Source organism: Mycobacterium aquaticum, assembly GCF_002086485.1.
GTDB lineage: Bacteria > Actinomycetota > Actinomycetes > Mycobacteriales > Mycobacteriaceae > Mycobacterium > Mycobacterium aquaticum.
Genome location: NZ_MVHF01000011.1, coordinates 41,627 through 53,856, shown reverse-complemented (window position 1 = coordinate 53,856; position 12,230 = coordinate 41,627). Strand labels below are relative to the sequence as shown.

Here is a 12,230-nt window from a genome sequence, read left to right as displayed (position 1 = left end):
CTACCAGCCGCGTTCGCGCCACTCGGACAGGCTGGGCCGCTCGGCGCCCAGCGTGGTGTCGTCGCCGTGTCCGGGATAGACGACCGTGTTGTCGTCGTACACGTCGAAGACCTTGCTGGTCACATCGCCCAGCAGGGTTTCGAAATCGCCGGGTTGCCACGTCTTGCCGACCCCGCCGGGAAACAGGCAGTCGCCGGTGAACAGATGCGTCACGCCGTCCGACGATTTCAGGGCCAGCGCGACCGAACCCGGCGTGTGTCCCCGTAGGTGGATCACGTCAAGGGTGAGGTCCCCGATCGTGATGGTGTCCCCGTCGGCCAGGATGCGGTCGGGCTTCACCGGCAGGGCATCGGCGTCGAGTTGATGTGCGGCGGTCGGGGCGCCGGTGGCCTTCGCCACTGCGGCCAGGGCCTGGACGTGGTCGAAATGCTGGTGGCTGGTGACGATCAGGTCCAGCTTCGGGGCGTTGGCCTTGATGAGGTCCAGCAGCGCTTCGGCGTCGTTTGCGGCGTCGATGAGCAGGGTGTCTCCGGTCTTCGTGCTGGTCACCAGGTAGGCGTTGTTGTCCATCGGGCCCACCGACGCTTTCACGATCGTCGCCCCGCCCGCGGTGCGCCGGGCGGCCGTGTGCGGCTCGACGTGGCCGGTGTAGGTGTCGCTGACGGTGATGCTGGGAGGAGTCACCCCATCACGGTATCGGGCTTGTCGGTGGTCGCACATAGCATGGGCGTGAAGTATGTCGTCTGAAAGGAAGCGCGTGGCTGACCGCCTGATCGTGAAGGGTGCCCGCGAGCACAACCTGCGAGGAGTGGACCTCGACCTGCCGCGCGATGCGCTGATCGTGTTCACGGGACTGTCCGGGTCGGGCAAGTCCTCGCTGGCGTTCGACACCATCTTTGCTGAGGGGCAGCGTCGCTACGTCGAATCGCTTTCGGCGTACGCGCGGCAGTTCCTCGGCCAGATGGACAAGCCCGATGTCGACTTCATCGAGGGCCTCTCGCCCGCGGTGTCCATCGACCAGAAGTCCACCAACCGCAACCCGCGGTCGACCGTCGGCACCATCACCGAGGTCTACGACTATCTGCGTCTGCTGTACGCCCGCGCGGGCACGCCGCACTGCCCGGTCTGTGGCGAGCGCATCGCCCGGCAGACCCCCCAGCAGATCGTCGACCAGGTGCTGGCGATGGACGAGGGGCTGCGGTTCCAGGTGCTCGCCCCGGTGGTGCGCACCCGCAAGGGCGAGTTCGTCGACCTGTTCGACAAGCTCAACACGCAGGGCTACAGCCGCGTGCGGGTCGACGGTGTGGTGCATCCGCTGACCGATCCGCCGAAGCTCAAGAAGCAGGAGAAGCACGACATCGAGGTGGTGGTCGACCGGTTGACGGTCAAGGCCAGCGCCAAGCAGCGACTCACCGACTCGGTGGAGACGGCGCTGAACCTCGCCGACGGCATCGTGGTGCTGGAGTTCGTCGACCGTGAGGACGACCATCCGCACCGCGAGCAGCGGTTCTCGGAGAAGCTGGCGTGTCCCAACGGGCACCCGCTGGCCGTCGACGATCTGGAACCCCGGTCGTTCTCGTTCAACTCGCCGTACGGTGCCTGCCCGGAGTGCACGGGCCTGGGCATCCGCAAAGAGGTCGATCCCGACCTCGTGGTGCCCGATCCCGAGTTGACCCTCGCCGACGGTGCCGTCGCGCCGTGGGCGGTGGGCCAGTCTGCCGAGTACTTCACCCGCATGCTCTCAGGCCTGGGGGACCAGCTCGGCTTCGACATCGACACGCCGTGGAAGAAGCTTCCGGCCAAGGCGCGCAAGGCGATTCTGGAAGGCTCGGATCACCAGGTGCACGTCCGGTACAAGAACCGGTATGGGCGCACGCGGTCCTACTACGCCGACTTCGAAGGCGTCATGGCCTTCCTGCAGAGGCGCATGGAGCAGACCGACTCGGAGCAGATGAAGGAACGCTACGAGGGTTTCATGCGCGACATCCCGTGCCCCGAGTGCAACGGCACCCGGCTCAAGCCGGAGATCCTCGCCGTCACCCTGGCGGCGGGGGACTACGGTGCCAAGTCCATCGCACAGGTCGCCGAACTCTCCATCGCTGACTGCGCCGACTTCCTGAACGCGCTGACCCTCGGCCACCGCGAGCAGGCCATCGCCGGGCAGGTACTCAAGGAGATCCAGTCCCGGCTGGGCTTCCTGCTCGATGTCGGTCTTGACTACCTGTCGCTGTCACGGGCGGCGGCGACGCTCTCCGGCGGTGAGGCACAACGCATCCGGCTGGCCACCCAGATCGGCTCCGGTCTGGTCGGCGTGCTTTATGTCCTCGACGAGCCCTCCATCGGGCTGCATCAGCGTGACAACCGCAGGCTCATCGACACCTTGGTCCGCCTGCGCGATCTCGGCAACACGCTCATCGTCGTCGAGCACGACCTCGACACCATCGCGCATGCCGACTGGGTCGTCGACATCGGGCCGGCTGCCGGTGAGCACGGTGGCCGCATCGTGCACAGCGGCACCTACAAGGAGTTGCTGCGTAACCCCGAATCACTCACGGGTGCTTACCTTTCCGGCAGGGAGAGCATCGAGGTGCCCGCGCTGCGGCGGCCCACCGACAAGCGCCGTCAGATCACCGTGGTCGGGGCCAGGGAGAACAACCTCAAAGAGATCGACGTGGCGTTCCCGCTGGGCGTGCTGACCTCGGTGACGGGCGTGTCCGGGTCGGGCAAGTCGACTCTGGTCAACGACATCCTGGCCTCGGTGCTGGCCAACAAGCTCAACGGCGCCCGGCAGGTGCCGGGCAGGCACACCCGGGTCAACGGGCTCGATCAGCTCGACAAGCTGGTGCGGGTCGACCAGTCGCCCATCGGCCGCACGCCGCGGTCCAACCCGGCGACCTACACCGGGGTGTTCGACAAGATCCGGTCACTCTTCGCGGCCACCACCGAGGCCAAAGTCCGTGGTTACCAACCGGGCCGGTTCTCGTTCAACGTCAAGGGCGGCCGCTGCGAGGCCTGTTCGGGTGACGGGACCATCAAGATCGAGATGAATTTCCTGCCCGACGTGTACGTGCCGTGCGAGGTGTGCCACGGCGCCCGGTACAACCGGGAGACGCTCGAGGTGCACTACAAGGGCAAAACCATCTCCGAGGTGCTCGACATGTCCATCGAAGAGGCCACCGAGTTCTTCGAGCCGATCTCCTCGATTCACCGCTACCTCAAGACGCTGGTCGATGTCGGTCTGGGCTACGTACGGCTGGGCCAGCCCGCGCCGACGCTGTCCGGTGGTGAGGCGCAGCGCGTCAAGCTGGCGGCCGAGCTGCAGAAGCGGTCCACCGGGCGCACGGTCTACATCCTCGACGAGCCCACCACGGGTCTGCATTTCGAGGACATCCGCAAGCTGCTCAAGGTGATCAACGGCCTTGTCGACAAAGGCAATACGGTCATCGTCATCGAGCACAACCTCGATGTCATCAAGACGTCCGACTGGATCGTCGACATGGGGCCCGAAGGCGGGGCCGGCGGCGGCACCGTCGTGGCATCCGGCACCCCCGAGGACGTGGCCGCCAACCCGGACAGCTACACGGGCCAGTTCCTGACCGAACTGCTCGACGACGTGCCCGCGGCCAAACCCAAGCGTCGCAAGGTCAGCGCCTGACGGTCAGTTCATGGTGTGGTAGCTCTGGAACGCGAACCAGTGCGGGCCAAGGCGTTTCACCGAGGCCATGACATAGTCGCTCTCGACGTGGTGCACGGTCTGGGGTGCGCTGCCGTCGACGCTGTAGGCGAACCCGTCCGAGCCGTTCATGTCGTCGCGGCGGGAGAAGTCGATGAAGTTGTCCGTCCGGCGTGAGATGTCCTCGACGGTGTAGCCGGCGATGTGATGGGGCCGGTGTCCGAAGGTCTCATCGCTCTCGAATGCGGTCAGGGCCGCCTCGAACGACGGCTGCGCCGCCCACCAATGCAGTTGCAGCGGAACGCTTGTGCAGGCCAGCGCGATGCCGCCGACGACCAGCACCGGGCATGCCAGTGTCATCACCCAGTCCCGCCGGGCGGCCTTGCGGAGCAGGACAATGGCGACGACGCACCAGATCACGAACAACGGGACCAGGGCCAGCGCGGAGATATAGAACGCGTCGGACGGTTCACCCGGAAAGCTCATGCCGTAGAGCAGGCCCAATACCGCGGTTGCCGTCAGCGCCACCAGTACCCAGCTCGCGATGCGCATCAGCGCGCCTTCGACAGCGGAGACGGAAAACGGGGCTTGATCCGCACGCCGGCGAGCCACTCGGTCAACGCGTCGGCGCGGCGCTGCAACTGCCTGGTGCCGTCCCGGCCGATCTCGTCGAGCAGGTGCAGCTCGACCCGGCCGTCGGCGCCCTGACCCCAGCCGCCCACCACCCGGCCATTCCACCACGCGGTGGGCCCGGCATTGCCGTTGCTGTCGAATACCTGGCTGCGGTGCCCGCCGAGATACCAGTCCCGGTCGAACCAGCCCATCGTGGTGACGTCGAGCCCGGGCAGCAGCGCGCCCCACGGCTCGGGCTCCGGCTCGACGTCGAGATCGTCGGGCAGCGCATAGCCGACCGTGCCATCCAGATCGACCTCGACCGCCTCGATATCGCGCAGTGCGTGCCGAGTCCAAGTCAAGGTATTGCCGAACCACCACTTGATGTCGGTGACGGTGGCAGGCCCGAACGTGCGCAGCCAGGTCCGGACCAGCTGTGCCCTGGCGAGCTCGGACTCCGCTGCGGCACCCGCATCGCCGAGCCAGTCCGACATCGCCGCCCACCGTGGCCTCGACGTGGTCCAGGTGCCTTCGTTGGGTCCTCGGACGATGTCTCCGCGCACCCCGAGAACTGTCAGAACCCTTGGTGCCAAAGGGGTTTCCCCGCCCCAACTCTTACCCGGGGCAGGATCGTAATTGCCGTGCAGTGCCGGCAGCGCGGCACGCAGGTGCGCGGCGGGCGTAGGTCCGTGCTCGCGCAGGTGGGCCACCACCGCATCACACGCGGTGTCCAGCCAGAGTGACCCGTCGGTGGCCACGCCGGCTTTCTGGGCGTCGGCGATCAACCGGCGCCGCTCGTTGTCGGCCACCCGGTCGCTGGCAGCGGCCTGCACGGCAGGCAGGTCCTCGGTGCGGACAACCCACAGCGTGCGGCGCATCGCGAGGTGTTTGACCGCCGTGCGCTGCTGATACAGCTGCGTGTCGAGATCGCTGACGGTGAAACCCGGCAGCCGGGCCCACAGTGACAGGTAGGGCGTCGCCGGGTCGGTGGCGTGCAGGCCGACGAAATCGGCGGTGACACCGGGCACCGACGAGCCCGGCCGGCTCAGGAAGTGGCGTCGGGCCAGCCGCGCCCGCCGCTCGGCCGACGTGAAGGTGCGCACCGGTCAGGAATCGCCGTGTTCGCGCATGGACTCCCGGATCTGTTGCAGGCGTTCCGCGGCGGCCTTCTGCCGGGCGTCGTACTGTTCCTCGACCGCGCGCCCCTCGGGAGTCTCGGCGGCCAGTTCGGAGGCACCGATCGCGGTGCCGTAGCGCGTCTCGATCTTCTCCCGCACCGAATCGAACGTCGGCACCCCCTCGGCGGTGTATCCGGGCTCTTCGGGCGAAGAAGGCAAGGCAGGCTCGTCTGTCACCCACCCCACGTTACCTGCGACAACCGACATTTCTTGGGATCGGTAGCGGCACCGCCCGCCAAGACTTTGAGACACGACGGAGCCACGGGGGCGACGCGAAGAACGAAGGGAAGACGGCAATGACCGCCAAGACGATCAACCGGGTTATCGCAGGCGCCGTGGGACTGGCCGCTGTCGGCGCGGTGGTGGTGGGCTGCTCGAGCGACAAGTCCACGGCCACAGGCAACGCCAAGGTGAGCACAGGGGGGACTACCGCGGTCAAGGTGGATGGATCCGACCTGGCGGGCCTGGACCTCAATTCGGTGACCTGTGTGAAGCAGGCCGGCAAGATCACCGTGGCCAGCGGGGCCGTCGGCGGCCAGCAGGGTCTCGGTGTCGTGATGACCGACGAGGCCACGCCCAAGGTGCAGACCGTGGGATTGGTGTACGACGGCAGCGCCCTGTCGGTCAGCGACAACATGGGCGTCAAGGTCGGCTCTGCCGAGGTCAAGGTGGACGGCAGCACCTACACCATCAGCGGTGAGGCGTCGGGCGCCGATCTGAAGAACCCGATGGCCGGGATGATCACCAAGCCGTTCACCATCACGGTGAGCTGCAGCTGACCATCTCGACGGCGGCGGGCGTGTCCGCAGGTGCCGAGGCAACCACCCGGCGCGCCCGCCGCGTTCCTATGATGCGGATGTGACGATCATCGCCGATCTGGAGCGCGCGCGTCACTTGGCGCTGGCCGCCGAAGAGGGCGCCGCCAAGGAGTTGCTGCTGTCGTTGCTGCCGCAGATCGAGCAGGCCGACCGCGACGATTACGCGCTGGAGGTGTTCGCCCAACTCGGCGAGATCTATCTGGTGCGGACCGCGTACGACGGTGTGGTGGAAGGCATCCGGCGGATCCGGGACTGCCTGGCGACCTACACGGAGATCCGCTCGGGCGCCAAGCCCGAGGAGGCCGCCAAGGTCACCATGACAGATGCGGAGGTCGACCACATGATCTGCCGCTACACCCGCCGCGCCGAATTCCTTTCCGCGGGTCTGGCCGCCGCGCGCGGTGAGCACGACGACGCCGAGCGCCATCTGGCGGCTCTGGTCGCCGCGACGGGGGAATTCACCGATCTCGACGCCGAACACGCACGGCTGATCTGTTATGCCCGCATCCTGCTCGCGACGGCGCTGTGCGACGACGATCTGTACGCGAAATCCGAGCCGGTGTGGGCCGAGGTCCTCGACGTCGTGGACGGTCACCTCGACGGGGACATCGAGGAGTCCGACCATCTGTTTGTCGCGGCCGCCCTAGGTTACGGGCGGTTCTGTGTGGAATCCGGGCGGCTGGCCGAGGCCGAACCGTGGCTGCGCCGCGGTGGCGCGAGAGCCGAGGCCCGGGGCTGGCGGCTGGCCACCTCCCGCGCGCAATTGGAACGGGCCGCGGCGGCCTGGTCGGCCGGCGACATCGCCGAGACCCAGCGGCTGGTGCACGAGGCGTACCCGGTGATCGCCGAACACGCCCGGGCTCACGATGTGTCCCGCAGCTGGCTGTATTTCGGCCTGATCAGGCTGGCCGTCGGTGCGCTGCAGGAGGCCGACGAGTGCTGGTCCCACGCCGAGCGGCATTGGCGCGAAATCGAGAAGCCGCTGCACATTCATCGGATCCTGTTGCAGCGCAGCTGGATCGCCATCTTCCGCGGAGCCTTCGACGAGGCCCGCGAACAGGTCGCGCAGGCCCGGCAGATGCTTGATTCCGCACCGCGGCACAGTTGGCTGCAGTACGCGCGGCTGGACTCGCACCTGGGCAATGTCTGGCGCGCCGACGCGCTCGCCGAGATGGGTTTCGACGGCTTTGCCCAACCCGGCCGCAACTGGCACCAGGCCGAGGCCCGGCACGCGGCAGGCTTGGCCGTGGTCGATTGCGCCCCGGGCTCGCCCGAATACACCCGGGCCGTCGAAAAGCTGCAGCGCGCAGCCGATCTGAAGGTGCCCGCAGCGCTTGCGGTCGACTCCGTGCGCTACACCATTCCCGACGCGGGTGCCCGGATGCGCTGGGCCAGTTGTGTTTCGGCCCCGCTGCTGGCCGGTGCGTTCGCGGTGGCGTGGGAATCCGACAACGTCGAGCTGACCTGCGAGCTCGTCGAATATCACAGTGCGCGAGGAACTTTCACCGCTGAGCCGCTCGAGCAGCAGGCGAGTGACTGGACCGGCACCGCGACCGCCGCGGTGCCCGTCGAGGCCGAGCTGGCGCCGGAACTCGCGATCGCGGCCGCTGCGCCTGCCATCGGCGGTCCCGGCCTGACCCGGCTGGGCCCGCTGCCGCCGCTGCGCATGGACCCGCAGACCGCTCCGATCATGAGTCGGTACCGAGATCTGGCCCGGCAGCGGTACGGCCGCGACGTCACCGCCGCAGGCGAGGCATGGCAGACGTGGCCGTGACCGCGACACTGATACTTCGCTTCGCCGACGTCGGCATCGCCACCTACGCCAGCCTGCGGCTGGTGGGGGAGCCGCAACGGTCGGTCACGTGGGTGGTCGAGGAGCCGCAGCTGCGGGCCGCGTGCGATGCGCTGGACGCGGCGCTGCCCGATCCACGTCCCGGTGAGGCTGCCGGGGCCGCAATCGAACGTGCCTTGGCCACTGGGGCTTTCGCGTCACCCGACACGGAGCACGAGCTCGCGGCGGCACTCGGTGAGCAGCTGATCGGGGCCGATGGGTGGCGCCTGCTCGCCGAGAGCGTTGCCTCGCCGCGGCCGCACCTGTTCGTCACTCCGAGTCCCCGGCTGGGCCGCGTGCCGTGGGGACAGCTGGTCATGCCGGGCGCCGACGGCTTCCGCTTGATCGAACTCGTCGACGTGCTGATGGCGGTGCCGCCCAACATCGTGCACGCGCCCCGACGGCAGACGTGCTGGGCGGATCACCGGAATGGCCCGGCGGTGCTGCTGCTCGACCCCCGCATCCCCGGGCAGCGCCCGGGGTCGGCGTTGGGATCAGTGCTCGGCAGGCCGTCGCCGCAGACGCCGCTGGCCCGCCATTTCGCCGATCTGGTCGCGGCGCGTCGGGTGCTGCCGACCGTCGCCGAGCCCGCCGAGTTGTTCCGCCGCACCGACACCGACCGGCGTTGGCTGGCGCAGGCGTGTGCTCAGGATCCGGCGCGGCTGCTCTACGTCGGGCATGCCAGTGCGGCCGAAGGCGACGCCGGTTACGCCGACCGCGCCGCGCTGCATCTCGCGGAGCCACATCCACTGACCGCCGCCGACGTGATGTCCGCCGGCCTGGTCATACCTCCGCGGGTCGCGTTGCTGGCCTGTGCGTCAGGCGGCGATTACCGCTTCGACGAGGCCACCGGATTGGTGGCGGCGATGATCCTCGGCGGCGCCGAGCTGGTGACTGCCACGTTGTGGTCGCTGCCGACCACCGCTGGATATCACCAGTTCTACAGTGCCACAACAGATCCAGCGTTCGATCCGATGGCCGAGACAGTTGCCGCGGTCGACCTGGCCCACCGGGAAGACCTCGCGGGGAGCGCGGTGAACGGCTGGCAGCGGTCACAGTTGCGGCGCTGGCGGGACGGCGACCGCGCGGCCAGCCCGCTGCATTGGGCAGCGTTGGCCAGCTTCACCGTCGGAGACGCCCGGTGAATACTTCAGCCGGGGGAGACGAAGACCGCGATGGTGCTCTCGTCGCCCGGTCGGTAATAGGCGTCGATCACGCTGCCCGGCGCGACCTTCGGCAGCGACGTCGCCGGGATCAGCGCGGTCTCTCGAGCCGGGAACTGGCCGCCGCCGGGTCTGCTCACCATGAGATCCAACTCGACCTCCCGGAAGTCCTCGCGCGTAGTCCCCGTTGCACGCATGCCCGTCACCACGCCGACCGCGTGTGTGCCGGTGCGGATCAAGGCCAACTGGCCGCAGGTCATCAGGCCCTTGCGCAGAAACATCTCGTCGAAGGCGGCAACCAGCTCTTCGATGGTCATCAGGCGTTCAGTGGCTTCATCGTCCCCCGAGCAGGCCCGCCGGGCCCGGTGCGCGGTGGCGAGCACGACGCCTGCGGCGCCGCAGATCAGGCAGAACACGGTGAGCGTCAGTGCATCGGTCATGCCGACAAGCGTCCGGCCGTCGGGCAGCTACCGAACCCAAGTTCTCCTGCCGGCCCTATCCTGGTGCTGGTGAGCATCGGGTCGGACGCGGCGACGGCACGGACCGCGGTCGGTTCGGCGCAGCCACGTCGCGCGGTGATCGACCGGGCCTGGCGCTGCATCGGCCCGGGCGTCGAGGTGCTCAGTGGCGATGACGGCGGCCCGTTGCGCCGGACCGTCAAACGGATCATCGACCCACTCGTGCTGCGGTTGCGCAGCAACACCCAGTTCTCGGCACCGGTGCTGGAACCCGCGGTGGCCGCCGAGATGCACGACACCATCGCCGCCCACGCGCCGCAACTACGGGCCGCGGCGGCCTGGTTCGTGATGCTCAAAGGCGAACGGCGGCGCCAGCGCATCACCTCGGGAAACGCCCAGGAGCTGTACTTCCCGGTCTGTTTCGAGCTGGCGGTCACGCGCGGTACCCCCGGCGCCGAGCACCAGCAGACCGCGGCGAGCGTGCTCCGCGACATCCATCAGGGCCGCGACCGCACCGGAATCGAAACGCTCAACGCGCATCTCGACGATCCGCAGGTGATCGCCCGGTTGACCCGGCAACTCGAGCACAGTTGGCGCGACGTGCATCCGACCGGCGCCATGACCGGACCGTTCTTCGCGGGGCTGGCGACCGTGCTCGGTCCCGCGGAGAGCCATCGCGCGACGGCGGCCAGGCAGCGGGTGTGGGCGGCCCTGATCGCCGACGCCACCCCGTACAACCTCGGCGCCGCAGCACATGCCCAGGACGGGATGCTGCCCTGGTCCATCGTCGAGGTGGGTTTGAGTTCTGTTGCTCCGCAACGGCTTCCAACGGTCGATGGAGTGGCCGGCGGTGATCGCCCGCTGGACCGTACTGTCGCCGACCGCGTACGGGCGACGCTCCGACGCGCCCTGGACCGCGACGAGCTGCCCGACGTCCCGTTGCTGTGCGCCGAAGAGGTCGACCGGGCCTGCGCGCCATGGGGTCTGCTCGCAGAAGACAAGCAGGCGGTGCTGGTGACCGGGATCGAGGTGGCCACCGAACTGCAGCCGCTCTCGCCCTCGACATCGGTGCGTTACGAGTTGGCGGCGCGTATCCAGTCCCGGCTCGCCAAGGAGGCCTACGTTCTGCACGCGCGTCGCTATCTGGCCGGCGCCGAGCCGATTCATCCTCGACAGCAACAGGTTGTCGACGATCTGGCGGCCTTCGCCCGCCCGTACCTGAGTCGGCTGTGGGCGCGCCTGCACGGCCGGGACGTCTGGCAGGAATCCTGTGAGGACGTCGATGATGTGCGTGCCCTCCTGGAAGGTGTGGCCCGGTCGGTCAGCCTGGACCATCGCCAGCGGATCAAGGCGATGTTGGAAGTGCAGGTGGCCGGATGAAGCTGGACATCGAATCCGGTTTGTGGAGCAGCGGCCGACTGACCGAACCGGCTCCGCTGGTGGCGGTGCTCGAAGTCAGTGGAGCTGTGCTGTCATGGGTGGTCGATGCGTCCGACCCGCCCGTCATCACCTTCACCGATCACCTTCGGGCCGACTGGCTTTGGCGCGTCGTCGGTGAAGAGGGCCATGTCGCGGTCGTCGAGGCGCTGCGCGACGCCGCTGACGGTCCGGCGCGCGGGGTCGACCTGCCCGGGGTTGCGGTGTTGCCCGGCTCGACGGATACGCTGCGGCGGTTGGCCTTCGGGCATTGGCTGCGCCGGTGGTGGCCGGCCAGCGACCGCGACGGGATCGCGGCTCTCGACCGGGCGGTACTCGACGCCGAGCTCGCAGTGTCGACCGTGGCAGCCGAGGACTTCTTCACCGACGACACCTTGGATTCCGACGTCGATGCATTGCTGGCTCCGCACGCGTCTGCGCTGAACTTGCTCTCCACCCAAGGAGACCCCCGCGTGGTCGCGCTGGTGGACCGGTGCCGGGAGCTGGCCGAGGACATCGGCGTGGGCTGGGATGGTGCCGAGCCGGCCCGGCATCGATCGGACTACGCGCTGGCTGCCGGGGCTGCAGACGGGTCGCGGAGCGCCACGGCGATCGCACGGGGAGTTTCGACGGTGAGCTGGACGGCGGTGCCGCCGGGCATTTTCGACGCTGCCGAGCAGACCGTCGACTGGACTGTCGTGCCGGCCGGGTCATCGGTGAATTGCCTTGTGCAGGTGGCTTTGTGCGGTCCCGACCATCCTGCCGGTATTGCCGCGGCGGTGCGCTGCGAAGACTACCGCGGCACCGGGGTGCTCGACGCCGACGGGCATGCGGCGCTGAGGATGCACGGCGCGGACGGTGGCGAGTTGCCGGAGTCGCGGGCATGGAACCTGGACTGGTCGGCAGCCGAGGTGGCCATCGGTGCCACCGGTGCCGGTGAGCCGCAACATGTTCGGGATCGGGTGCGCGCCTTCGCCCGCAACCGGCTCGCCGCGGTGTCTGATTCGCGGCTCGCCGCGGTGTCCTCCGAGGCGTACCTCGCCGAGGTGCTCGCCGCCGAATCCGACTACTGACCCGCCGG

Annotated in this window: 11 protein-coding genes; 6 read left to right on the top strand and 5 right to left on the bottom strand. The window is 68.6% G+C overall.

Translation table 11 applies throughout. The annotated features are described in order from the left end of the window. Positions 1–720 carry an MBL fold metallo-hydrolase gene (locus BST13_RS13590; protein ID WP_083164557.1) on the bottom strand — a complete coding sequence of 240 codons (720 nt, stop codon included), beginning with the start codon at positions 718–720 and terminating at the stop codon, positions 1–3. A gap of 37 nt (positions 721–757) precedes the next feature. On the opposite strand from BST13_RS13590, the gene uvrA reads away from it, so the two are divergent. Continuing rightward, positions 758–3,655 carry an excinuclease ABC subunit UvrA gene (gene uvrA / locus BST13_RS13585; protein ID WP_083164556.1) on the top strand — a complete coding sequence of 966 codons (2,898 nt, stop codon included), beginning with the start codon at positions 758–760 and terminating at the stop codon, positions 3,653–3,655. 3 nt (positions 3,656–3,658) lie between these two features. Here the strand turns inward: uvrA and BST13_RS13580 are convergent, their stop codons facing one another. From BST13_RS13580 to BST13_RS13570, 3 genes are read right to left on the bottom strand one after another with little or no spacing between them, the layout of a single operon-like run. Then, a complete protein-coding gene (locus BST13_RS13580) occupies positions 3,659–4,225 on the bottom strand; it encodes a hypothetical protein (RefSeq protein ID WP_083164555.1) in 567 nt (188 codons plus the stop codon). Next, on the bottom strand, positions 4,225–5,388 hold the full coding sequence (locus BST13_RS13575; protein ID WP_083164554.1) for a winged helix DNA-binding domain-containing protein: 1,164 nt from the start codon (positions 5,386–5,388) through the stop codon (positions 4,225–4,227). Before BST13_RS13575 ends, BST13_RS13580 begins: the two co-directional genes overlap by 1 nt. Positions 5,389–5,391: 3 nt before the next feature. After that, the gene (locus BST13_RS13570) at positions 5,392–5,670 is read right to left on the bottom strand and encodes a hypothetical protein (RefSeq protein ID WP_083164553.1); all 279 of its coding nucleotides are present in this window, start codon (positions 5,668–5,670) and stop codon (positions 5,392–5,394) included. Between the two features lie 104 nt (positions 5,671–5,774). On the opposite strand from BST13_RS13570, the gene BST13_RS13565 reads away from it, so the two are divergent. The 3 genes from BST13_RS13565 to BST13_RS13555 all read left to right on the top strand — a co-directional run bounded on the left by BST13_RS13565 (position 5,775) and on the right by BST13_RS13555 (position 9,257). Further along, entirely contained in the window at positions 5,775–6,242 is a 468-nt protein-coding gene (locus BST13_RS13565; RefSeq protein WP_211296088.1) for a lipoprotein LpqH, read from the top strand. Positions 6,243–6,321: 79 nt separating this feature from the next. Continuing rightward, positions 6,322–8,055, top strand: coding sequence for a hypothetical protein (locus BST13_RS13560; RefSeq protein WP_083164551.1), 1,734 nt, complete (start codon positions 6,322–6,324; stop codon positions 8,053–8,055). After that, positions 8,037–9,257 carry a CHAT domain-containing protein gene (locus tag BST13_RS13555; RefSeq protein ID WP_083164550.1) on the top strand — a complete coding sequence of 407 codons (1,221 nt, stop codon included), beginning with the start codon at positions 8,037–8,039 and terminating at the stop codon, positions 9,255–9,257. Before BST13_RS13560 ends, BST13_RS13555 begins: the two co-directional genes overlap by 19 nt. Before the next feature lie 5 nt (positions 9,258–9,262). Here BST13_RS13555 and BST13_RS13550 read toward each other — a convergent pair whose 3' ends face one another. Next, on the bottom strand, positions 9,263–9,715 hold the full coding sequence (locus tag BST13_RS13550; protein WP_083164549.1) for a hypothetical protein: 453 nt from the start codon (positions 9,713–9,715) through the stop codon (positions 9,263–9,265). Positions 9,716–9,784: 69 nt separating this feature from the next. On the opposite strand from BST13_RS13550, the gene BST13_RS13545 reads away from it, so the two are divergent. Continuing rightward, a complete protein-coding gene (locus tag BST13_RS13545; RefSeq protein WP_083164652.1) occupies positions 9,785–11,113 on the top strand; it encodes a hypothetical protein in 1,329 nt (442 codons plus the stop codon). Then, entirely contained in the window at positions 11,110–12,222 is a 1,113-nt protein-coding gene (locus BST13_RS13540; RefSeq protein WP_083164548.1) for a hypothetical protein, read from the top strand. The genes BST13_RS13545 and BST13_RS13540 overlap by 4 nt, the downstream gene beginning before the upstream one ends. Positions 12,223–12,230: the final 8 nt, after the last annotated feature.

Excerpts from the sequence above, each read along its gene's own strand:
- BST13_RS13590 (WP_083164557.1), bottom strand. The coding sequence starts at position 720 with ATGTGCGACCACCGACAAGCCCGATACCGTGATGGGGTGACTCCTCCC.
- BST13_RS13550 (WP_083164549.1), bottom strand. The coding sequence starts at position 9,715 with ATGACCGATGCACTGACGCTCACCGTGTTCTGCCTGATCTGCGGCGCC.
- BST13_RS13570 (WP_083164553.1), bottom strand. The coding sequence starts at position 5,670 with ATGTCGGTTGTCGCAGGTAACGTGGGGTGGGTGACAGACGAGCCTGCC.
- BST13_RS13580 (WP_083164555.1), bottom strand. The coding sequence starts at position 4,225 with ATGCGCATCGCGAGCTGGGTACTGGTGGCGCTGACGGCAACCGCGGTA.
- BST13_RS13555 (WP_083164550.1), top strand. The coding sequence starts at position 8,037 with ATGGCAGACGTGGCCGTGACCGCGACACTGATACTTCGCTTCGCCGAC.
- BST13_RS13540 (WP_083164548.1), top strand. The coding sequence starts at position 11,110 with ATGAAGCTGGACATCGAATCCGGTTTGTGGAGCAGCGGCCGACTGACC.